A 21,566-nucleotide genomic window follows, 5' to 3' on the forward strand; every position below is an offset into this window, starting at 1 on the left:
TCCCCGTCGGTCTGGTGCGAAAAGCCTCTGCCGGTCTGCGGAGGCGGGGGCGAGTGTACGTGGTGGGCGGCGGCGGGGGCGATTCGTCATCACGTGCCGGGACCACCCCGCACCTGCTGGAACGGCGCCCCGCCCCTCCCCCGGCGGCCGCGGGCGGCCGCTCCGTCACCGCCTGCGGCGGCCCGCGCCGAGATGCCGCACGGGAAAGCCCGCACGGGCGGCGAGGGCGGTCAGCTCGTCGGCACGGGCCGCCCGCAGGCCCACCACCGGATAGCAGTCGGAGTCGATGTCCAGGACGGCCAGCGCCGCGCCGATCTCCCGGTAGTGGCGGCCGCAGGCGTCGAGGAACTTGTCGGTCGGCAGACCCGTCTCCCGGGCCTCGAAGAGCACCCACGGGTCGATGGAGGGCCGCGATTCCAGCTTCTGCAGCCGGGCCCGGATCTCCTGCGCGTCCTCCTTCCAGTCGAACTCCGCGAGCAGCCCGTGTGCGTCGAGCGCGTCGACGAGCGCGATCCAGGCGAGGTTGTCCACCGGCTCGTCGATGCCCCGGTCCGCCAGCCGGTCCGCGAAGGCGCTCACATACTCGTGCGGGCTGTCGTGGGCGCGCAGCACCTCCTCGGCCACGGCGGGGTGCGCCGGGGCGAGCAGGGCGGCGATCTCGGCCAGGGACGTGCGGACCGTGCCGGTGTCGTGGGGGTCGGACATGTCGTGCTCTCCTCCTGCGGCGATTCCGCCGCCGGTTCGTCGTCGGTCGGTGCGTTGCGCGCCGCTCTCGGCGGCGGGTTCTGTGCCGTCCCGGTGGACGGGCTGTGAGCTGTTACGGGAGCGGTCGGGGGTGCCCCTGGGCGCGCCGCCGCCGGGCCGCGGGCAGCGGGCGGTGGCCCTCGGTCCACTCGTTGACCCAGCCGCAGCCCGAGCAGGCGTACCGCCCGTCGAGGCCCGCGATCAGGGTGCCGCAGCGGGCGCATCCGATGTAGGTGATCTCCGGGTGCTCCGTGGCCGCTTCGGCCGGGGCCCGACGCTCCGGGCCGGAAGGGGTCGGCATCCTCACGCGGCCTTTCCCGCGGCGTCCAGCAGGATCCGGGCGAGCTCGCCCGGCTGCGAGAACATCGGCCAGTGGCCGGTGTCCATGGTGACCAGCCGCCACCGCTCGCTCTTCAGCAGCTCGGCCACCGCGGCGCTCGGCTCGGGCCAGTCGAGCAGGCACTTGACGTACGTCGTGGGCAGCAGCCCCGGGGACCGGGTCAGGGCGGCGGGCTCGGTGAGGGTGGCGCCGGGGTGGGGTGTCGAGCCGGCGAGGAACCGGGCGATCTGTTCGTCGGTGAGGCCCTGGTCCGCGCAGTCGGCGGCGGCCGGCGGCGGCCAGAAGCCCCCGTTGGCCGCGATGGCGGCCTCCACGCCGGCCCGGCCGTCCGGCCAGCCGGAGACGAAGGACTCGCCGTCGGCCGGGACGTTGGAGTCGACGAACACGACGTGGGCGAGCCGGTCGCCGATCCGCTCCGCCGCCTGCCCGACCGGGATGCCCGCGTAGCTGTGTCCGACCAGCACCACGTCACGCAGGTCGAGGCGCTCGACCAGCCCGGTGATGTCCTCGACGTGCGTCCGCTGCCCGGCCGCCACTCCCTGCTTCTCGGCGAGGCCCGACAGCGTCAGCGGGTGGACCCCGTGACCGGCCTCGCGCAGACCGGGCTCCACGTCACCCCACGCCCACGAGCCGAGCCAGGCCCCTGCCACCAGTACGAATTGCGTCATGCCAGCAACGTAGTGCAGGGGTACGACAACGCCGCCCGGCCACCGTCCCGCCGCCCGGTCCGCGACCGGCGCTTCGCTATCTTCACCGGACACGGAACGGGGCGGCGGATGTACCGATCGCCGTCGCCCGGCCGCCGACCGAAGGAGACCACCTGTGCGTTCCCCCGCCACCGACCGGACCGTGGGCGTCCTGCTGCCGCGCGACCTGCCCGCCGACCGGATCCTGCCGTACGCGCGCCGGGCCGAGGAGCTGGGGTTCGGCTCCGTCTGGGTGGTCGAGGACCTCGGCTTCCGCGGGGGCATCGCCCAGGCGGCCGCCGTGCTGGCCTCCACCGAACGCATCCGGGTCGGCATCGGACTGCTGCCCGCCGGCGCCCGCAACGTGGCGTTCGCGGCGCTGGAGATCGCGTCGCTGGCGCAGCTCTTCCCCGGCCGGGTCGATGTCGCCGTGGGGCACGGCATGCCCCACTGGATGCGCAGCGTCGGTCAGTGGCCCCGGAGCCCGCTGACCTTCCTCCGCGAGTACGTCGACGCCCTGCGGGCGCTGTTGCGCGGCGAGCTCACGCAGCGGCGCGGGCAGTACGTCCACCTCGACGGCGTACAGCTCGATGCCAGTGCGCTGCCCGGGATCGTGCCGGACATCCTGGCCGGTGTCCGGGGCCCCAGGTCGCTGGCCGTCTCCGGCGAGGTGGCCGACGGGACGGTCCTCGCGGAGCCGGTCGCCCCCGAGTACGCCCGGGCGGCGCTCGGGCACATCGCCGCCGACCGCCCCCACCGCCTGGTCGCGTACAACGTCGCGTCCGTGGACGCCGACCGGGACACCGCGCTGGCCGCCGCCCGCCCGGCGCTGGAGTGGATCGGCGAGCCCGACTGGCACGCGCACATCGCACCGCTCCCGTTCGCCGACGAGCTGGCCACGCTGCGGGCCGGGTGCGCCGACCGTGAGGAGTTCGTCCGGCGGCTGCCCGACGACCAGGTCGCGCGACTCGCCGTGGCCGGCACCCCGAAGGAGGCCCGGGCCCGCCTCGACGGACTGTGGTCGGCGGGCGTCACCGACTCCGTCCTGGCCCCGGTCGGTCCCGATCCGGTGGCGGCACTGGAGTCGCTGGCCACGGTTCTCGACGCCGGGTAACCCTGCGGACGGCGTACATACGGATACGGACACCGCGGATACGGACGCGGCGGACGCCGGGGGGGGCGAGCGCCCCCATGACCTTTCGACCGATGCCACTTGACGATCGAACAGGATGCATTGTCGGCCGTTTCTGACTGCTTTTCGCTATGAACGGAGGCGATGGGTCACGGCGAGGCAGGATGTCCCCGTGATGGGCAACCTCCCCGTCGTGACGACCAGCTTCGTCGGCCGCAACAGCGAACTGGTCAGCGTCGAACGGGCACTTCGAGATCATCGGCTGGTCACGCTCACCGGCCCCGGCGGGGTCGGCAAGAGCCGGCTGGCCCTGCGCACGGCCGAGCGTGCCCGGGACCACTACGCCGACGGCGTCTGGTGGGCCGACCTTTCCCATCTGCACGACGAGCAACTGCTCGCCACGACCGTCTGCGACGGCGTCGGGCTCCTGGACCACAGCGCCCGCCGGCCGGTGGCCGCGCTCGGCGAATGGCTCTCCGAGAAGAACCTGCTCCTCGTTCTCGACTGCTGCGAACGGATCGTCGGCCCCTGCGGGCAGCTCGTCGCCGAACTGCTCGCCGCGGCCCCGGGGCTGACGGTCCTGGCCACCAGCAGGGAGCCGCTGGACGCCGCGGACGAGCTGTGCGTCGAGGTGCCGCCGCTGTCCGCGGGCGAGGACGGCGACGATGCCGTCCGGCTCTTCCACGAGCGCGCGGCCGCCGTCGCCCCGGGCCTCGCGCTCGACGACCCCGGCAGCACGGCCGCCGTCAGCGAGATCTGCCACCGCCTCGACGGCATACCGCTCGCCGTCGAACTGGCCTGCGCCCAGCTCCGCGACAGCAGCCCGCAGGAGATCACCGGACGGCTGGCCTCCCGGATGGAGAACCTCACCGACGACACCCTCTGGCCCCGCCGCCACCGCGCCCTGCGCACCACGATCGGCTGGAGCCACGAGCTCTGCGCACCGCTGGAACGGCTGCTCTGGGCGCGGCTCTCCGTCTTCCGCGGCGTCATCACGGCTCCGGACGCCGAGGCGGTGTGCGCGGGCGGGCCGCTGGACACCGAGGCCGTCGCCCCCGCCCTGGAGCGGCTGGCCGACCAGTCCGTGCTCCGGCGTACCGCGGACGGCTACCGGATGCTGGACACCCTGCGCGAGTACGGCGCGATGTGGCTGGCCGAGCTGGGCGAGGACTCGCTCTTCGCGGACCGGCAAGCCCGGCACTTCGCCCATGTCTCCGTCCAGGCGTACGCGGGCTGGCTGGGTCCTTCGCAGGTGCTCTGGTACCACCGGATCGCCGACTCCCACGCGGACCTGTGCGCGGCCCTGGACCATCTGCTGGCCGAGGACCCGGAGATGGCGATGGAGATGGCCGGGTGCGTCGGCCTCTTCTGGAGCTGCTGCGGCCATCTGCACCAGGCCCGTACGTATCTGCAGCGGGTGCTCGCCCTGCCGCTCTCCGCCGGTCCGCACCGCACCCGGGCGCTCTGGGCCCTGGGGATCACGCTGACCCTGCAGGGCGACCACGAGGCGGCCCGCCGCATCGGCGAGGAGTGCGAGCAGGCGGCCCGCCGCGACGAGGACGCGGAGGCGGTGCTCCTCGCGGCCCACTCCGTGAGCTTCACGTATCTGATGATGGGCCGGCCGCTCACCGCGTACTCCGTCAGCGACCGCGCGCTGGCGGACCATCCGGGGGATCCGGCCGACGCGCCCTCGCAGCTGCGCTGCCGGGTGATACGCCTGTTCGCGCTGTCCGCGCTCGGCCGGCTCGACGAGGCGTACGAGGAGGCCATGCGGCTCCAGCGGATCAGTCTGCGGTTCGGCGAGCACTGGGCACGGGCCTACGCCGATCACCAACTCGCCCTCATCCACCTGCTCCAGGGCCGCCCCCGGCACGCCGAGAGCCATGCGCGGGCGATGCTCGCGAGCAAGCACGAGCTCCATGACAGCCTCGGCATAGCGCTCGGCCTCGATCTGCTCGCCGGCGCCATCGCCGCCCAGGGGAACGGGGTGGCCGCGGCCCGTGCCTCCGGTACCGGGCACGCGTACTGGCGCATGATCGGCCACCCGCACCGGGGCACCCCGGAGCTCGGGGCGATCCGTGAGCAGTGGGAGCTCCGGGCCCGGCAGGCCGCGGGCGACTCGGCGTACGAGCGGGCCTACCGGCGCGCCTCGGCCGACGACGCCGAACGCGGCCTGGCCCACGCGCTGGAGCGCGGGCAGCCCGGATAGGCCCGGACAGCGCGGACAGCCCGGAGATCGCGGACCGTCCGAGCCGGAACCGCCCGCCGCACCGGCACCGGCACCGGCACCGGCACCCGACCGTACGGCGGTGGGCGCCGGCCGCCGGACACCCGGCGGGACACCGCCTAGCATCCCGGTATGACGTCCATCAGCCGGCTCCGTCCCGACCATGCCGAGGCTCTGCTCGCCTTCGAACGGGAGAACCGGGCCTACTTCGCCGCGTCCATCTCCGACCGGGGCGACGACTACTTCGCCGCGTTCGCCGAACGCCACCGCGAGTTGCTCGCCGAACAGGACGCGGGGCTGCACCACTTCCACCTCATCGAGGAGGACGACGGCGGCATCCTCGGCCGGATCAACCTCGTCGGGGTGCGGGACGGTTCGGCCGAGCTGGGCTACCGGATAGCGGAAAAGGCCGCGGGCCGGGGGCTGGCCACCTGGGCGGTCCAGCGGGTCTGCGTCCTGGCGGTCGAGGAGTACGGGCTCACCGCGCTGCGCGCGGAGACGACGCTCGACAACACGGGATCCCGCACGGTGCTGGCGCGCACGGGGTTCGAGCCGCTGGAGGACGTCATGTTCGGCGACCGTCCCGGGCGGCGGTACGTCCTGGATCTGAGCGGGGGCGCTCCCCCGGTCCGCTGACCGGCGCTGCCCGGAGCGTGCGGCGGCGGAGGGCGGAAGGGCGGTGCGCGCCGGACTCCGCCGGTGTGGCGGTGATCGGCCGGATGGTCCACCTCGGGGGCAAGCCCCGTGCGGCCGCCCGATGCTGGGGCTCGCGGGAGCGGACCGTACCGCTGCCGCCCGCCCGATGCTGGGGCTCGCGGGAGCGGACCGTACCGCTCCGCCCGCTCGACGCCCACCGCTCCCAGGAGGCCCCCGTGCCCGCAGGTTCCCTTCGAGACGCCCCACCCCCGCGCAGTCGGCCGCTGCGGCGAAGAGCCGTCGTCGCCGCTCTGGCGGCCGCGTCGCTCGCCGGGCTGATGACCAGCCCGGCCCATGCGGGCGGCGACAGGGGCGACGGTCCGGCCGACCCGGCGTTGCGGCGCGGACTCCAGGCGCTCGTGGACACCCCGGGAGGGCCGCCCGGCGCCATCGCCGTCCTCACGGCGGGCGGCCGGAGCGAGGTGTACCGGGCCGGCACGTCGCGGCTCGGCACGGACCGCCCGCCCCGGACCACCGACCACATGCGGATCGCCAGCACGGCGAAGGCCTTCAGCGGCTCGGTCGCCCTGCAGCTGGCCGAGCGGGGCGCGCTCGGTCTGGACGACACCATCGGCCGACGGCTGCCCCGGCTGCCCGCCGCCTGGCACCGGGTGACGCTCCGCCAGCTCCTCAACCACACCAGCGGGCTCCCCGACTACACGGAGGACCCCACGTTCATCGCCGAGCTGACGGCCGACCCGCGCCGGCACTTCGACTCCCGCCGGCTGCTGGACTACGTCGCCGGTGACCCGCTGCGGTTCCGGCCGGGATCGGCGTACCGCTACTCCAACTCCGACAACATCGCCGTGGCGCTGATGGCCGAGGCGGCGACGGGGCAGCGGTACGAGAAGCTCCTCGCCGACCTCGTGTACCGGCCGCTCGGCCTGCGCGACACCAGCCTCCCGCAGGGCTACCGGCTGCCCGAGCCCTATCTGCACGGCTACGCGGTGGACCCGCCGGACGCACCGGAGGACGTCAGCACGGTGCTCAGCGCCTCGGGGGTGTGGGCGTCGGGCGGCATCGTCTCCACCCCCCGGGATCTGGGGGCCTTCATGCGCGGTTACGCCGGAGGGCTGGGGCTCGGCCCGGCGGTCCGCAGGCAGCAGTTGTCCTTCGTCGCGGGCAGCTCCGAACCCGCCGGTCCCGGACGCAACAGGGCCGGTCTCGCCGTGTTCTCGTACACGACGCGCTGCGGCACCGTGTACGGCCACACCGGCAACTTCCCCGGCTACACACAGCTGGCAGCGGGGACGAAGGACGGCAAGCGGTCGCTGACCGTCTCCCTCACCTCGCAGGTGAACAGCACGACGAATCCGCGGCTGCTGGCCACCCTCCGCGCGCTCCAGGAGGACTTCGTCTGCCGGCTGCTCGACCGCCGGAAGCCGGGCGGCGGGTACTAGGCATACGGAAAGGGGTACGCCGGGTGTCCGGCGTACCCCTTCGCGGGTCAGGCGGGGCGACGGTCAGTCGTTGTCGGTCTCCTCGCGGATGATGGTGTCGTTCTTGGCGTCCACGTCGAAGGTCGTCTTCTTCCAGTCGGAGCCGACCACATCGACCTGCCAGATGACGCCGTTGCCCTCGTTGTCGTCGAGGCTGACGGAGGTGACCGTCCCCTTCTTCTTCTCGGTGGCGACCTTGGCCGCCTGCTGCGGGGTCTGGGTGGCCTGGGCCAGCCGGTCGGCGGTCTCCTTCTTGTCGTCCGCGTCCTGATCGGCGTCGACACGGGCTTCGATCACCTTGCCGTCGACCGCGTTGATCCGGACGGTGTGGACCGTGCCGTCCTTCTCCGCGACCTCGGCGACCCAGACCGGGCCCTCGGCGCCCGGGCTCGCGCTGGGGCTGGAGGTTCCGTTCGGGCTCGCCGTTCCGGTGGGGCTGGCGGTTCCGGTGGGGCTGGCCGTGCCGGTCGGGCTTCCGGTGGCGGTGGGGCTGGGGCTCTCGCGGTCGTCGTCGTCCACGCCTTCCAGGTCCAGATCGACCAGCTTGCCGCCGGCCACCTCGCCGGTGGCCGTGGTGGCCGCGTCGTCGAAGGTGACCTTCGTGGCGTCGAGCACCTTCTTGCGCTCCTGCTGGTCCTCGGTGAGCTCGGCGCTGGCCGAGGGCGAGGTCGTCTGCTTCTGCGGAACGACCTTCGCGGCCTCGGAGGTGGCCGCGCTCGTCGCGCTGTCCGAGCTCTGACCGCATCCGGTCATCAGCACGGCCGCGGCGGCGGCCATGCCGAGGGCGCCGACCGTCTTGAGGGTGCGGGAACGGGAGGAGGCACTGTTCATTCGTCGAGGATCGAGTCTCATGCACGCATGCCTAGCCCTCCGAGCCATCGGTCATGTTGTCCTACCGGGGAACCACCCGATCGACCGGACGGGTCCGCCCGTTGGCCGTCGCTCCCCGGGCGACGGACGCCGAGGTGCGAAACAATGGCGGCAGGGCCGTATTCTCCGCGCCCGGCCCGGAGGCCGTCATGGATCACATGGTGCACACCGAGCGTTATGAGCTCATCTTCCAGATGTCCGGCGCCGCGGACGACGTGGTCTCCGTCCGGATGACCGACCGGCTGGGGGCGGGCGGATCCCCGGTGTACGAGGACGAGACGGGGATCGTGCGCGCCGAGATCAGCGACCGGGGCGAGGTCCGGATGCTGGCCAGCGGCGGCCATCAGGTCCCGGGGGCTCCCCTGCTGGCCCGCCCTCTGAGCGAGGACGCACCCGAGCCGCAGTGACCGGACCCGCCGGGCGGGGCGCGCCGTATACCAGGGCGCGCCCCGCCCGGCTGTGCGCGTACGGGTCCGGCCGGTGAGCCCAGCCTTCCGTTCATGCCCACTCCTCGCCCGAATGTGTTTACATTCCCGCACCTCGGACGTAACCTGAGCGCGAAACCACAGACTCGGGCATGAAACGGAAACGAAACCACATGTACGCACCGGAGCGTCAGCAGGAGATCCTCCGCCTCGCCCAGGAGAGCGGCCGGGTCGACGTGCTGTCGCTGGCCGAGGAGTTCCAGGTGACGGCCGAGACCGTCCGGCGCGATCTCAAGGCCCTGGACCGGGCGGGGCTGCTGCGCCGGGTGCACGGTGGGGCGATCCCCGTCGGCCGGCTCGACTTCGAGCCCGACCTCGCCGAGCGCGACGCGCTCGCCGCCGACGAGAAGGACCGGATCGCGCAGGCCGCCCTCGCCGAACTGCCCGCCGACGGCAATGTGATCGTCGACGCCGGCACCACCACCGCGCGGCTCGCCGCCGCCGTCCCCGTCGACGCGGCACTGACCGTGGTGACGCACGCGCTGCCCGTGGCCGCCCGGCTCGCCGACCACCCCGGCATCGCGCTGCATCTGGTGGGCGGCCGGGTCCGGCACCGTACCCGCGCGGCGGTCGACGCCTGGGCGCTCGGTTCGTACGCCGAGATCAACGCCGACGTGGTCTTCCTCGCCACCAACGGCTTCTGTCCCGACCGCGGACTGACCACGCCCGACCTCGCCGAGGCCGCGGTGAAGCGGGCCGTGATCAGGGCGGCCCGCCGGGTCGTCCTGCTCGCCGACTCCGGCAAGTTCGGGCAGGAGCACTTCGCCCGCTTCGGTGATCTCACCGATGTGGACCTGCTCATCACCGACACGGGCCTCAGCCCCGACGACGCCCGCTCCATCGAGAGCCGGGGCACGGAAGTAGTACGCGCATGATCCTCACCGTCACCCCCAATCCCAGCCTGGACCGCACCTACGAGCTGCCCGGACTGACCCGCGGCACGGTGCTGCGCGCCACGGCCGACCGCGTCGACCCGGGCGGCAAGGGCGTCAACGTCTCCCGCGCGGTCGCGGCGGCCGGGCACCGCACGGTCGCCGTCGCCCCGATGGGCGGACCGGAGGGCGCGCTGCTGGCCCGGCTGCTCGGCGATCTCGGCATCGAGGCGGCCGGTGTGCCGATCGCCGGGAACACCAGGATCAACGTCACGCTCGTCGAACCCGACGGCACCCTCACCAAGGTCAACGCGACGGGTCCCGAACTGAGTCCGGCCGAGGCGGAAGACGTTCTGGAGGCGGTACGGGTGCGCTCGTCGGCCGCCGACTGGATCGCCTGCTGCGGGAGCCTGCCGCGCGGGCTGCCGCCGCGGTGGTACGCGGAGCTGGTCGAGCGCAGCCACCGCGCCGGTGCGCGGATCGCACTGGACACCTCGGGTGCGGCGCTCACCGCCGCGCTCGCCGGAGGGCCCGATGTGATCAAGCCCAACGCCCAGGAGCTCGCGGAGGCCGTCGGCCGGCCGCTCGCCACGGTGGGCGACGCGCTGAAGGCGGCCGAGGAGCTGCGTGAGCGCGGCGCCCGGGCGGTGCTGGCGAGCCTGGGCGCGGACGGGCAGCTGCTGGCCGAGGCGTCGGGCGCGTATTTCGCCACCGCCCCGGTGACCGCCGTACGCAGCAATGTCGGCGCCGGGGACGCCTCGCTCGCCGGGTTCCTGGCGGCGGGCGGGCAGGGCCCGGACGCCCTCACCTCGGCCGTCGCCCATGGGGCCGCGGCCGTACAGCTGGCCGGAAGCCTCATGCCCACCCCGGCCGACCTCGATCTGCCGTCGGTCGTGACGACCTCCGACGTGCCCCTGGACCGCGCGCTGACGGAGCCCGCCCCATGACCCCCGCACCACCACCCCCGCAACTCCCGCAACTCCGGTACGGACCCCACCCGTACGAGCCCGCCGCCCCGTCCCCCCGAGCCGCCGCACGGCGGTCCCCGAGCAAGGAGCACCGCGATGAGTGAGCTGATCACCGCGGAACTGGTCGACCTCGATCTGTCCGCCGTAACGAAGGACGCCGCCGCGAGGTCGCTCGCCGAGCGGATGGTGGCCGCGCACCGCGTCACCGATCTCGACGGCTTCCTGGCCGATGTCGCGGCCCGCGAGGCGCAGATGCCGACCGGTCTCGACGGCGGCATCGGCATCCCGCACTGCCGCAGCGAACATGTGAGCGCCCCGACGCTGGCCTTCGGGCGCAGCGCGGCGGGCATCGACTTCGGGGCGGCCGACGGTCCGGCCGACCTGATCTTCCTCATCGCCGCCCCGGCCGGGGCCGACGACGATCACCTCACCATCCTGTCGGCCCTGGCCCGCAGGCTGATGGACCCGGAGTTCACCGCCGCACTGCGCGCCGGGACGGACCCGGGGGCGGTGGCCGCGCTGATCCGGGGCGAGGAACCCACGGATGAGCCCGAGCCGGAGGAGGATGACGCCACCGCGGCCGGGTCCGCGCCGTTCCGGATCGTCGCGGTCACCTCCTGCCCCACCGGCATCGCCCACACCTACATGGCGGCCGAGTCCTTGGCCGCCGCGGGCCGTGCCGAGGGGGTCGAGGTGACGGTGGAGACCCAGGGCTCGGCCGGCTTCAAGAAGCTGGACCCCGCGGTCGTCGCGGCAGCGGACGCCGTGATCTGGGCGCATGACGTGGAGGTCCGGGAGAAGAGCCGCTTCCGGGGCAAGCCGCTGGTCGACGTCGGGGTGAAGGCGGGCATCAACCGGCCCGCCGAGCTGATCGCCGAGGCCCGCCGCAAGGCGGAACGCGGGGAGATCGCCGCCGTGTCCGAGGACGGCGGCTCCACGGAATCCGGCGACGGCGACGGGGGCGGATCCGGCGCGGATCACGCGCACTTCGGCGTCCGGCTCCGTACGTATCTGATGTCCGGCGTGAGCTACATGGTGCCGTTCGTCGCGGCGGGCGGTCTGCTGATCGCCCTGTCGTTCGCCATCGGCGGCTACGAGATAGCGAGCGCCAAGTCGGTGGCCGACCACTTCGTCTGGGGCGAGGCGGACAGCTGGGCGGCGCTGCTCAACCAGATCGGATCAGCGGCCTTCGCGTTCCTGGTGCCGGTGCTCGCCGGGTACATCGCGTACGGGATGGCGGACCGGCCGGCGCTGGTGCCCGGCTTCGTCGGCGGCGCCATCGCGCTCACGGTGAACGCCGGGTTCCTCGGGGGTCTGGTCGCCGGTCTGCTGGCCGGTGCGGTGGTGATGGCCATCCAGCGGGTCCCGGTCCACGCGACCCTGCGCGGCATCATGCCGGTCCTGGTGATCCCCCTGATCGCCTCGGCGGTCGTGGGCTTCCTGATGTTCATCGTGGTCGGCAAGCCCATCGCCTCGCTGCAGAACGCGCTCACGGACTGGCTGAACGGTCTGTCGGGTTCCAACGCGGTGATCCTCGGCGTCGTCCTCGGGCTGATGATGTGCTTCGACATGGGCGGCCCGCTGAACAAGGTGGCGTACGCGTTCGCGGTCGGCGGTCTCGCCGACCCGACCGACGGCAGCCTCAAGGTGATGGCCGCGGTGATGGCCGCCGGAATGGTGCCGCCGCTGGCGATGGCGCTCGCCACCACCGTACGCAGGAAGCTGTTCACGAAGACCGAGCGCGAGAACGGCCGGGCGGCCTGGGTGCTGGGCGCCTCGTTCATCACCGAGGGCGCGATCCCCTTCGCCGCCGCCGATCCGCTGCGGGTCATCCCGTCGGTGATGGCGGGCGGTGCGGTCACCGGCGCGCTGTCGATGGCCTTCGGCGCGACGCTGCGCGCCCCGCACGGCGGCGTCTTCGTCGTCCCGCTGATCGGTGAGCCGTTCCTCTATCTGCTCGCCATCGCCGCCGGGACGCTCGTGGCGACCGCGCTCGTCGTCCTGCTCAAGGGCGCCCGCCGCACGGCGCCGGAAGGTGCCGGGGACGCGGAGGCCACGGGCTCCGACGGCTCCCGGGTCACCGTCGCCGCCTGACCACCCATCCCTCATCCAGGAGTGATCCATGCACCAGCAGACCGTCGTCATAGGTTCCCGCACCGGGTTGCACGCCCGTCCGGCGTCGCTGTTCGTCAAGGCCGCCGCCCGCCAGCCGGTCAAGGTGACCATCGCCCGCGAGGGCCGCGACCCGGTCGACGCCCGCAGCATGCTCGCGGTGCTGGCCCTGGCCGCCCCGCACGGCGAGACCGTGGTGCTCAGCGCCGAGGGCGACGGGGCGCGGGCGGCGGTCGAGGAGCTGGCGCAGCTGCTCGCTCAGGATCTCGACGCCGCTGTCTGATCTTCGCCGTCCGGTCTTCGCCCGCCTGTTCCGATACGTACCACCGGCGGCTGCCGGGTCGTTAGGTTGAGACACATGACCGAGACGTGGAACGCCTCCGACCCGGCTGTACTGGCCCTGCCCTCCGGACGCCTGGTACGCGGCCGTGGCCTGCGCAAGCCCGTGCCCGCGGGCCCCGAGCCCGACTTCGCCGTCTACCTCCTGGGGCGGACCCCGCCCCCGGTCGCCTGGGAGTCGCGGTGGCTGCGGTGGCCGGACTTCCGGCTGCCGGCGGACCGGGCGGCGGCGCGGGACCTCCTTGAAGAGGTGTGGGACCGGGCCGCCGGGAGCCGGGTCGAGGTGGCCTGCGGCGGTGGGATGGGGCGCACCGGGACGGCCCTCGCCTGCCTGGCCGTCCTGGACGGGGTACCCGCCGACGAGGCGGTGGCGTTCGTGCGCGCCGGCTACCACCCGCGTGCGGTGGAGACGCCCTGGCAGCGCCGCTACGTACGGAACTTCCCGGCGCGCCAGGACGTCCCCTAGGGCTTGTCGTCAAACTGCCGTCGTCGCCCGAAGGGCGGCCGGGCGGCGCATGGTGCGTGCGATCGCAAGGCGCCGGAATGGTCTCGTAGCGGAGCTACTTGGCCATTTCGGCAACGCAGCGAGCGTGCGTGCCAGGCGTCGCCCGGCAGACGGCAGTTTGACGACAGGCCCTAGGGCTTGTCGGGCACGTTCTTGAAGGTCTCCGGCACCGGCAGGGTGCTCCAGCGGCCGATCGGCCAGGCGACGACGACGGCCCGTCCGACGACCTCGTCGACGGGGACCATGCCCCGGTTCGGGTCGTCCTGGTGGTAGCGGGAGTCCGCGGAGGCCTGGCGGTGGTCCCCCATCACCCAGATCTTGCCGTCGGGCACGGTGACCTTGAAGCGGCCGCCCTCGTCGTTGCTGCAGGGGGTGTTGCCGGGGAAGACGTACGGCTCGTCCAGGGCGGTGCCGTTGACCTTCACCGGACCGTCGCCCGCGCACTCCACGGTGTCGCCCCCGACGCCGATGACCCGCTTGATGAGGTCCTTCTCCTCCGCGGAGGGCATCACGCCGATGAAGCTCAGTACTTTCTGCACGGTGTTGGGCTCGTCCACGGGCACGCCCGCGAGCCAGTCCGCCGGGTCGTGGAAGACGACGACCTCACCGCGCTCCGGCTCGGACCCGAACCAGGGCGTCAGCTTGTCGACCAGGACCCGGTCGCCCTGCTGGAGGGTGTTCTGCATGGAGTCCGAGGGGATCGAGAAGGCCTGCACCAGGAAGGTCTTGATGAGCAGGGCCAGCACCAGGGCGATACCGATGAGGAGCGGCAGCTCCACCCAGAACGGCCGGTTCTTCCGCGTCCTCGACCGCCGTGTGGCACGCCCCATTGCACCGCTCCTCGCCCCGTGTACCGCCGCCCGTCCCTGAGGGAACGGATCCGGTGATCCACTCTATGGGGCGCGGTGAGCGGGGCGGTGCGCCAGGGCCTAGGCGGGTCCGGCGCCGACCGGCGGGACCGTCGCACCCTCCCCGGCGCGGACGGCTTCGACCACGCTCTGGTGGAAGCGGCGGCTCTCCTCCTCGGAGGGGCACGGTACGGGGCTGCCGGTGAGCGTGAACCAGTCCGACGAGCCGCTGTACTGCACGGCCACCGCCGCCTGTCCGTCGAACCAGGTCGTGTGCACCGTGAGATCGCCGCTCAGGATGCCCGCTTCCTCGGTGCGCACTCCGCCGGTGCCCGTGTAGACCCCGCTGGTCGTCCAAGATGCCCAACCCATGACGGTCACCTTTCGGACGATGACAAGCCTGTCCAGCCGACTTCTTCCGAGTATGGCACCGCCGGTGGGACCGTGCACGGGTGTGCGCGGTCCCGGTCCGGCCGCCCGTTTTCCGGGCGCGGGCTCAGGCGCGTTCCAGCATCCCGCGGACGAAGGCGGCCTGGCCCGCGTGCTGCAGGTCCTCCGCGAGGACGCTGATCAGCCGGACACCCAGCGTCACCGGGGGCGACCAGCCCCGGTCGACGACCCGGTCGAGGGCGTGGCCCTCCAGCCCCGCGACGTAGTCCAGGGTCCGCTCGTGGACGGCGTCGAAGTAGCCGAGGAGGGGTTCGGCGGAGTCCACGCGGACGGCGGCGACCTCGTCGGCGGTGTGTCCGTAGCCGGTCGCCGTCTCGTCGAACGGCAACGCGAAGCGCTCGGCCCAGCCCTCGGTGAGCCAGATCTGTCCGATTCCGGCGGCGTCGGCGATGTGGTCGTCCTGGACCCGGGTCAGATGCCAGACCAGCCAGGAGATCGAGTTCGCCTCCGCGTCGACGCGGGCGTTGAGGTCGTCGGGCGCGAGTCCTTCGACCGCCGAGTGGACCGCTTCCCCGACCCGGTCGAACGCTTCGGCCAGCATGCCTGCGGTATTCATCCGCCCACCTTGGCCCGAAGGCCCGGCGGCCCCGGGGTGCGACACACCGCCGGGCCGGCGGAAGCCGCCGTACGATCCCCTCATGGTCCGAAGCAGCGCGGAGAACGTCGATCAGTACCTCGCCGAGGCCCCGGAGGCCCGCCGGGAGGCCCTCACGGCGCTGCGCGCGCTGTGCCGGGAGGAGCTGACGGGGTTCCGTGAGGTGATGGCGTACGGCATGCCCGCCTATGAGCGGGAGGGGCCGGGGACGGGGGAGATCGCCTTCGCCGATCAGAAGCAGTACATCTCGTTCTATCTGCTGCGCACCGACGTCCGCGACGCGTTCGCGGACCGGCTGGCCCCGCACGACATGGGCAAGGGCTGTCTGCGTTTCCGCAACCCGAAGAAGATCGACTTCACGCTCGTCCGCGATCTGCTGCGGGCGACGGCGGCGACCCGCGGTACGGCCTGCTGACGCGGGGCGCCGCGGACCGGGGGTGCCTCAGCTCAGGCCCCGCAGCCAGTCGGTCAGCAGCCGGTTGACCTCGTCGGGGCGTTCCTGCTGGATCCAGTGGCCGCAGCCTTCGAGGATGTGGGCGGCGGAGAGGCCGGGGAGGGTCTTCGGGTAGGCGTCGATGGCGTCGGACATCCAGGTGGTGGAGGCGTCCAGGGCGCCGCCGATGAAGATCGAGGGCTGGGTGAGCGGTGCTCCGTCCCAGGCGGCGAGGTCCTCCCAGTCCCGGTCGACGTTGCGGTAGCGGTTGAGCGCGCCGGTCAGGCCGGTGCGTTCGAACTCCTCGCTGTAGACGTCGAGGTCCCGTTCGTCGAGCCAGCCGGGGAGCCGGCCGGTGGGGAACCGGTCGGCCATGCGTGCGCCCGGCGGTACGAAGAAGAGGCTGGGCCTGTCGGCGGGGATGGCGGTGTCCCCGGAGAGGCCCGCGTAGAAGCCGGCGAGCCAGCCGCGTACGTCCGGTTCGATCTCCGCCTCGGCGCGGCCGGGGGTCTGGAAGTAGCTGACGTAGAACTCCTCCTCGCCGCCGATGGCCGCGAAGCCGTCGGTGGGGCGGGGGCCGCCGCGGGGTGCGTAGGGGACGCTGAGCAGGGCGACGGCGGTGAAGACGTCCGGCCGGAGCAGGGCGCTGTTCGCGGCGATGGGCGAGCCCCAGTCGTGGCCGACGACCGTGGCGGTCTCCTCGCCGAATGCGTGGACGACGGCGGTGTTGTCGGCGACATGGGCGAGCATGCGGTAGGCGTCGGTGGCGGCGGGTGCGCTGGAGCGCCCGTAGCCGCGTACGTCGATGGCGACGGCCCGGTGTCCGGCGGCGGCCAGGGCGGGGAGCTGGTGACGCCAGGAGTACCAGGACTCGGGGAAGCCGTGGACGAGGAGGACGAGGGGGCCGGTGCCCTGTTCGACGCAGTGGATCCGGCCGCCGGGGACGTCGACGGTGCGGTGGGTCGCACCGGGCAGGACGGTGGAGGGGCGGGCGGCACGGTCCGTGGGCGGCGTGGGTACGGCGGTGGGCTCCGGCATGGCTTCTCCTCGGGCGCCCCGTGCGGGCGGGGCGGTCGTGACGCTTCGGCGTGCGGCCGGGCCGGGAGGCCCGGCCGCACGATCACGATCATTCGGCCGGTGCGGGCGCCCGGACAAGGATTTTTGCCGATGCGGCAAAACGGTGGGGCCGGGGCGGTTCAGACGAGGAGGCCGAGCAGGTGGGCGCAGGCGGCGGCCTCGTCCGGGTGGTGGGCGAGGACTTCATACGTACCGCGCTCGAACGCCCCGGTCTCCCAGCCGCCGCTGTCGCCCCGCCGGACGAAGAGGAAGTCCGGCGGGGTGGGTACGGGCTCGTGGACGCCCTCGATCCGGTAGTAGCCGCCGGGGATCCGTGCCTCGACGAGTGCGGCGTGCAGTGCCCGGCGGTCCATGGCCGGTTACGCGCCCGCGGGCGTCAGGTAGGCGTTGTCCAGCAGCCACTTCACATTGAGCCGCTGCCCCTCGCCCGGGTCGAGGAACACGGCGTCGAGCTTGATCTGCTGGCCGCCGCCGGGCTGCTCGAACCACGGGGCGATGGAGCCCTGCCAGACCCAGAAGGGCTTGGCGACCTTGTAGACGCGGTAGTCGCACGGAGTGTCCGCGTCACGGGTGTTGAGGTTCTGCGGGGGCAGGGCACGCTCGGCGTAGGCATCGCCCGCGGGGGCCAGGTAGCCGCCGTACTCCGAGCCGAAGCGGTCCAGGCGCTGGCCGGTGCGGAGCTTGACGGGCTCCTTGTCGAGCTCGCCGTTCACCTCGGCGAAGCCGTCGTTGGGCGGGTACTTCCAGCTGCCGGTGTCCGCGGGCCCTTCCCAGTACTTCTTCAGGAAGTCCTTCGGCGTGAGGTCGCCGGTGCGCTGGTAGCCCTTCAGGAGCGGGCCGACCGGGGCGAGCCGCTTGTTCGGCAGCCACTTGGGGCCGAGGCGGGCGTCGCCGCGGAACTCTCCGGTGCAGGGTTCGTGGCGTTCGGCGGCGGGCGCGGGCCGCTCGGGCCCGGGTGCGGCGTTCGCCGCGGGCGCGGAGAGCAGTCCGGCGGTGATGCCGAGCGCGGCGAGTACGGTACGCATGCGGTTCAAGTCAGAAGTCCCCTCGAGCACTGATGATCCATCAGGACAGCTGACGTAGGGTAACCGCTCAACTACATGAAGCTTCCGCGCCATGCCGGTTTTCCGGCCATCGGGCATGTCGCCGGGCACAGCACCACGCCCCGGCCGCGCGACGGGCGCGACCGGGGCGTGGTGGACGCGGGGCGCGGGCCCCGATCCGGGTGGTGCTAGCCGATGTTGACGTCGATGCAGGCGTAGAACGCGTTCGAGGTGTCGGCGATGTTCCAGACGGCCAGGATCTTCTGCTGGCCGGTCTTGTTGCCGAAGTCGACCTGGTGGGTCACGGTCGCGCCGGGCTGCGCGCCGCCGTCGTCGAACTCGGCGATCTTCTCGCCGCCCACGAAGTACTGCCAGGTGCTGGTGGAGTGGCGTGCGGTGATCTTCCACTCGAACTCCTGGGAGCGGTTCACCGGAGTGACCGACCAGCCCTTGGAGTCGTCGTCCAGCTCGGCGAAGCCGCTGTTGCCGCCGCTGCAGCTGGTGAGCCCCTTGGGACCCTCGACGGACTGCGGTTCGTACTTGATCGCACCACAGCTGACCGTGCCGGCGGCGCACTGCGCCTGCCTGCTGGGCGGGTTGGAGATGTAGCCGTGAGCACTGGCGGAGCTCGCCGGAAGGCTGAGGGCGAGGACCGGGGCGAGCATGGCGCCGACGGCGAGTGCGGTCTTCCTTTTCGCGTGCATGCTTCTCCTTCACATGAGACCGCACCGCGCGGTGGCGGACCGTGGGGGGTCCGGCTTCGACGGCGAGGCCTCGCGAGTGTGGGGCCAAGAGGCGCGAAGGGCTGCAAGTCCCTTGCCGGACACGCCTGATGGCAGATGTCCGGAAAGGCCTTGCACTTGGACTAGACCATACCGACCGACGCGTTCACGTCAAGGGTGGTACGCGGCGGCCGGCCGCCGCCGGATGAGCCCGGGCGGGTGCGCGCGGCCCGGCGCACCCGCCCGGGTGACGCGATCACTCCTGGTCGTCGCCGTACCGGACCGTGACGCGCTCGAAACCGAGCGAGCCGAGCAGTCCTTTCAACATGGCGGCGGTGTTCTTCTCCGCGCGGGCGGTCAGTCCGCTCTCCTTCGCCGCTTCCGAAATGTGCTGGGCGGCGAGCTTGTTGACCGCCTGCTCGCTGCCGGGGTTGTCGGAGAAGAAGTCGCCCAGCCGGTCGAGGAGACCGCGCTGCTTGGACACCGCGTAGGAACGGTCGGGGTCGAGCGCCGGCTTGCCCAGCACCGCGTGCGGCAGCCGGATCTCGGCCACGGTGCGGTCCTCGTTCACCACGACGCCGTTGCCGGTGACCTTGCCCAGGTCGACGGAGGCGCCGACGGTGCCCGCGCCGACGAACAGGGTGCGGGTGCCGCGCACCACGTCGGGCAGGAACTTCGTGTCCTTCTCCAGGTCGACGACGACCTGGAAGTTGCCCGAGGCGGCCTCGTACGCGCTCATGTCCTGGATCGACTTGAGCACGGCCGGGCCGGACCGGTCATGGGTCTCCTCACCGAAGAGGTCGCCCAGTCCCGGCAGCAGACTCAGCCGGCTGCCGGCGAACAACAGGACGAGGACGGCCGCGCCGATGCCGAGGACTTTCAGACACCCCCGGGCGGGGCGGGTGTTCCGCTTTCCGCCGCTGTGCGGCGCGGGCTCTGTGGTTACGTCGCTGGACGTCATGTTCTGCGTGTGACCCGCGCCCGGTGCTTTCAGTCCCGCTCCCGCCGTCCCCCGTACGAACTCCCGCACAAAATAGGCCCGTTCCGGTACGTACGGGCAGACGCGGGCCCTCCCGGCGGCCGGTCCGCTCAGCGCGGCGAGGCCGCCACCCGTACGCGGTCGCTGCCGCCGTCGGAGAGGAACGACGCCAGTTCGCTCCCCTGGTCGGCCACGGCGGCGCGGTCGGCGCGGGAGAAGGCGCCCAGGGGATCCACCGTGACGACGCCCTCGCTCACGCTCCAGGTGGCGGCCACCCGGCCGTCGACCAGGACGACGCGCTCACCGGCCACCGAGAGCCCACGGTGGGCGTCGTCGATGATCCGGCTCCGGTCCTGGTAGCCGAGGATCGCGTTGTCGAAGGCCGGCAGGAACCGCACCGGGGCGGGTGTGTCCGGATCCGGTCGCGGGGCGTCGGGCAGATCGAGCAGTTCCCGGCCCCGCTCGTCGCGGAAGGAGACCAGTTCGTCGCGTACGGCGGTCACCGCGCCGGGCAGTCCGGCCAGCCCGGACCAGGCACGCAGGTCGGCCGTGGCGGCCGGACCGTGGGCGGCCAGATAGCGCCGCACCAGCGCCTGGCCGACCGGATCGGAGCCGTCGGCGGCGGGCGGGTCGACCGGGCGGCCGAGCCACGCGGAGAGCGCGACATTGCGCACCCCGCCCTTCGCCCGCCACAGCCCCCGGGGCGGCGCCTGGGCCATCGGGACGAGGGCGGCGACCACCATCTCACCCAGGGCCCGCGGTCCGGGGCCGGGCCGCCCCGGGGCGAGCTCCCGCACGATCTCGGCCGCCGTACGGGGCTCCCCGTCTGCCAGCAAGTCCCGCGCCTCTGCGGCGAGTTCGTCGAGGTCCACCCCTTTCAGCTCGTCGCGGTAGACGCCGAGCACCCGTTGCCGCAGCATCGCGTCGTGGCGGGACCGCCAGGCGAGGACGTCGTCGGCGGTGACCAGATGGACCGTGCGGCGCATCAGATGGGTGCGCACGACGCCGCGCCGGGTCAGCAGATCCGAGAGGGCCGCCGGATCGAAGGCGGTCAGCCGGGACCAGAGCCCGACGAAGGGCTCCTGCGGCTCCTGCGCCTGGAGGCCGCAGAGGTGGGCCACCGCGTCCACGACCGGCAGGTCGGCCCGGTCGAGCAGCAACTGCCGCGCGAGCATGGCACGGTTCAGCGCCCGGTTGTCGAGGACGGTCATCGTGTCGTTTCTCCCTCTCGGTTGCCCGCGGGCGCTTCCTCGCACATCCTCGCGCAGGCGCTGCGCCCTGTTGTCGTGACGCCCCGGGCGTCCCGGCGCCCGGGGCGTCACGGTGCCGCGTCGGTCAGGTCGCCTGCCGCCCGTCGAGCGTCTCGCGCAGGATGTCCGCGTGGCCGGCGTGCTGTGCGGTCTCGGCGATGACGTGGGTCAGCACCCGCCGCGCACTCCACTCCCCGCCGGGCTCGTTCCAGGGCGCCTCGGGAAGCGGATGCGCCGCCGAGAGGTCGGGAACCTCAAGGATGATCTTCTCGGTGCGGGCGGCGACCTGCTCGTAGGCGTGGAGGACCCCGGCGGTCGTCTCACCGGGCAGCATCCGGAACTCCTCGTCCCGGTCGGTCATCCACTGCGGGACCTCGCGTGCGGTGCCGGCCGCCAGGTCGCCCCAGGTGACCCCGTCGGGCAGCGCGAAGGACATCGCCGACGGGCCCTCGGTCACGAAGCGCAGCCAGTTCTCCTCCATGGCCGTGACGTGCTTGACGAGACCGCCCAGACACAGGGCGCTGACCGTCGGACGCTCACCGGCCTGCTCGTCGCCGAGGCCTTCGACCGAGCGGATCAGGGCGGCTCGCACGGTGGCGAGGGCGGCGAGGAGGTCGGTGCGTTCGGCGTCGAGGGACGTGGGTGCTGCGGACATGGTGATCGGGTCCTTCCGGTGTTTCCGTCGTTCGGTATGGATCAACCTTCGCAAGGGAAGAGGACAGGGTGTGGCCTCTTCTCCGGTCATACTGGCCCC

At 73.0% G+C, this 21,566-nt stretch carries 25 protein-coding genes; 11 read left to right on the forward strand and 14 right to left on the reverse strand.

Annotated features, from left to right (window positions below; all coding sequences use genetic code 11):
* Nucleotides 1–165: 165 nt before the first annotated feature.
* From ACSMXR_RS00420 to ACSMXR_RS00430, 3 genes are all read right to left on the reverse strand, one after another.
* Nucleotides 166–705, reverse strand: coding sequence for a DUF6630 family protein (locus ACSMXR_RS00420; protein ID WP_376188695.1), 540 nt, complete (start codon nt 703–705; stop codon nt 166–168).
* Nucleotides 706–817: 112 nt separating this feature from the next.
* On the reverse strand, nt 818–1,045 hold the full coding sequence (locus tag ACSMXR_RS00425; protein WP_137231268.1) for a hypothetical protein: 228 nt from the start codon (nt 1,043–1,045) through the stop codon (nt 818–820).
* 2 nt (nt 1,046–1,047) lie between these two features.
* Nucleotides 1,048–1,752 (reverse strand): alpha/beta fold hydrolase, encoded by a 705-nt coding sequence (locus tag ACSMXR_RS00430; RefSeq protein WP_381795952.1) that lies wholly within the window; start codon nt 1,750–1,752, stop codon nt 1,048–1,050.
* A 154-nt stretch (nt 1,753–1,906) separates the two neighbouring features.
* Between ACSMXR_RS00430 and ACSMXR_RS00435 the strand changes: the two genes are divergently transcribed.
* From ACSMXR_RS00435 to ACSMXR_RS00450, 4 genes are all read left to right on the forward strand, one after another.
* Nucleotides 1,907–2,884 (forward strand): LLM class flavin-dependent oxidoreductase, encoded by a 978-nt coding sequence (locus ACSMXR_RS00435; protein ID WP_473170915.1) that lies wholly within the window; start codon nt 1,907–1,909, stop codon nt 2,882–2,884.
* Between the two features lie 193 nt (nt 2,885–3,077).
* Nucleotides 3,078–5,111, forward strand: a complete 2,034-nt coding sequence (locus ACSMXR_RS00440) for an ATP-binding protein (protein ID WP_473172492.1) — start codon at nt 3,078–3,080, stop codon at nt 5,109–5,111.
* A 150-nt stretch (nt 5,112–5,261) separates the two neighbouring features.
* A complete protein-coding gene (locus ACSMXR_RS00445) occupies nt 5,262–5,765 on the forward strand; it encodes a GNAT family N-acetyltransferase (RefSeq protein ID WP_218523571.1) in 504 nt (167 codons plus the stop codon).
* 338 nt (nt 5,766–6,103) lie between these two features.
* Nucleotides 6,104–7,225 carry a serine hydrolase domain-containing protein gene (locus tag ACSMXR_RS00450; protein WP_473172493.1) on the forward strand — a complete coding sequence of 374 codons (1,122 nt, stop codon included), beginning with the start codon at nt 6,104–6,106 and terminating at the stop codon, nt 7,223–7,225.
* A 63-nt stretch (nt 7,226–7,288) separates the two neighbouring features.
* Here ACSMXR_RS00450 and ACSMXR_RS00455 read toward each other — a convergent pair whose 3' ends face one another.
* On the reverse strand, nt 7,289–8,095 hold the full coding sequence (locus tag ACSMXR_RS00455; RefSeq protein ID WP_137231262.1) for a PepSY domain-containing protein: 807 nt from the start codon (nt 8,093–8,095) through the stop codon (nt 7,289–7,291).
* 197 nt (nt 8,096–8,292) lie between these two features.
* On the opposite strand from ACSMXR_RS00455, the gene ACSMXR_RS00460 reads away from it, so the two are divergent.
* The 6 genes from ACSMXR_RS00460 to ACSMXR_RS00485 all read left to right on the forward strand — a co-directional run bounded on the left by ACSMXR_RS00460 (nt 8,293) and on the right by ACSMXR_RS00485 (nt 13,376).
* Complete coding sequence (locus ACSMXR_RS00460) at nt 8,293–8,541, forward strand: DUF6296 family protein (RefSeq protein ID WP_164616584.1); 249 nt, start codon at nt 8,293–8,295, stop codon at nt 8,539–8,541.
* A 191-nt stretch (nt 8,542–8,732) separates the two neighbouring features.
* Entirely contained in the window at nt 8,733–9,494 is a 762-nt protein-coding gene (locus ACSMXR_RS00465) for a DeoR/GlpR family DNA-binding transcription regulator (protein ID WP_137231350.1), read from the forward strand.
* Nucleotides 9,491–10,438: a 1-phosphofructokinase gene (pfkB, locus tag ACSMXR_RS00470; protein WP_137231261.1), complete on the forward strand. Its 948-nt coding sequence runs from the start codon at nt 9,491–9,493 to the stop codon at nt 10,436–10,438. The genes ACSMXR_RS00465 and pfkB overlap by 4 nt, the downstream gene beginning before the upstream one ends.
* A gap of 117 nt (nt 10,439–10,555) precedes the next feature.
* Nucleotides 10,556–12,553 (forward strand): PTS fructose transporter subunit IIABC, encoded by a 1,998-nt coding sequence (locus ACSMXR_RS00475; RefSeq protein WP_473170916.1) that lies wholly within the window; start codon nt 10,556–10,558, stop codon nt 12,551–12,553.
* A 28-nt stretch (nt 12,554–12,581) separates the two neighbouring features.
* Complete coding sequence (locus ACSMXR_RS00480) at nt 12,582–12,854, forward strand: HPr family phosphocarrier protein (RefSeq protein ID WP_473170917.1); 273 nt, start codon at nt 12,582–12,584, stop codon at nt 12,852–12,854.
* A gap of 75 nt (nt 12,855–12,929) precedes the next feature.
* Entirely contained in the window at nt 12,930–13,376 is a 447-nt protein-coding gene (locus tag ACSMXR_RS00485; protein WP_218523575.1) for a protein-tyrosine phosphatase family protein, read from the forward strand.
* 170 nt (nt 13,377–13,546) lie between these two features.
* On the opposite strand, the gene lepB is transcribed toward ACSMXR_RS00485, so the two are convergent.
* The 3 genes from lepB to ACSMXR_RS00500 all read right to left on the reverse strand — a co-directional run bounded on the left by lepB (nt 13,547) and on the right by ACSMXR_RS00500 (nt 15,269).
* A complete protein-coding gene (lepB, locus tag ACSMXR_RS00490) occupies nt 13,547–14,245 on the reverse strand; it encodes a signal peptidase I (RefSeq protein ID WP_137231257.1) in 699 nt (232 codons plus the stop codon).
* Nucleotides 14,246–14,344: 99 nt separating this feature from the next.
* The gene (locus tag ACSMXR_RS00495; protein ID WP_103512286.1) at nt 14,345–14,635 is read right to left on the reverse strand and encodes a hypothetical protein; all 291 of its coding nucleotides are present in this window, start codon (nt 14,633–14,635) and stop codon (nt 14,345–14,347) included.
* 124 nt (nt 14,636–14,759) lie between these two features.
* The gene (locus ACSMXR_RS00500; RefSeq protein WP_473170918.1) at nt 14,760–15,269 is read right to left on the reverse strand and encodes a mycothiol transferase; all 510 of its coding nucleotides are present in this window, start codon (nt 15,267–15,269) and stop codon (nt 14,760–14,762) included.
* A gap of 82 nt (nt 15,270–15,351) precedes the next feature.
* Between ACSMXR_RS00500 and ACSMXR_RS00505 the strand changes: the two genes are divergently transcribed.
* The gene (locus ACSMXR_RS00505; RefSeq protein ID WP_137231255.1) at nt 15,352–15,723 is read left to right on the forward strand and encodes an iron chaperone; all 372 of its coding nucleotides are present in this window, start codon (nt 15,352–15,354) and stop codon (nt 15,721–15,723) included.
* 27 nt (nt 15,724–15,750) lie between these two features.
* On the opposite strand, the gene ACSMXR_RS00510 is transcribed toward ACSMXR_RS00505, so the two are convergent.
* From ACSMXR_RS00510 to ACSMXR_RS00540, 7 genes are all read right to left on the reverse strand, one after another.
* Nucleotides 15,751–16,779, reverse strand: a complete 1,029-nt coding sequence (locus tag ACSMXR_RS00510) for an alpha/beta fold hydrolase (protein ID WP_473170919.1) — start codon at nt 16,777–16,779, stop codon at nt 15,751–15,753.
* Between the two features lie 158 nt (nt 16,780–16,937).
* Nucleotides 16,938–17,171, reverse strand: a complete 234-nt coding sequence (locus ACSMXR_RS00515; protein ID WP_137231253.1) for a hypothetical protein — start codon at nt 17,169–17,171, stop codon at nt 16,938–16,940.
* A gap of 6 nt (nt 17,172–17,177) precedes the next feature.
* Nucleotides 17,178–17,852, reverse strand: coding sequence for a TNT domain-containing protein (locus ACSMXR_RS00520; protein ID WP_364886472.1), 675 nt, complete (start codon nt 17,850–17,852; stop codon nt 17,178–17,180).
* Nucleotides 17,853–18,049: 197 nt separating this feature from the next.
* Nucleotides 18,050–18,565, reverse strand: a complete 516-nt coding sequence (locus ACSMXR_RS00525; RefSeq protein ID WP_137231251.1) for a lytic polysaccharide monooxygenase auxiliary activity family 9 protein — start codon at nt 18,563–18,565, stop codon at nt 18,050–18,052.
* 274 nt (nt 18,566–18,839) lie between these two features.
* Entirely contained in the window at nt 18,840–19,544 is a 705-nt protein-coding gene (locus tag ACSMXR_RS00530; RefSeq protein WP_381911163.1) for a DUF4230 domain-containing protein, read from the reverse strand.
* Between the two features lie 128 nt (nt 19,545–19,672).
* On the reverse strand, nt 19,673–20,773 hold the full coding sequence (locus tag ACSMXR_RS00535; RefSeq protein ID WP_473170920.1) for a winged helix DNA-binding domain-containing protein: 1,101 nt from the start codon (nt 20,771–20,773) through the stop codon (nt 19,673–19,675).
* A 124-nt stretch (nt 20,774–20,897) separates the two neighbouring features.
* A complete protein-coding gene (locus ACSMXR_RS00540; protein WP_473170921.1) occupies nt 20,898–21,467 on the reverse strand; it encodes a DinB family protein in 570 nt (189 codons plus the stop codon).
* Nucleotides 21,468–21,566: the final 99 nt, after the last annotated feature.

Source organism: Streptomyces sp. DSM 106670 (genome assembly GCF_055792845.1).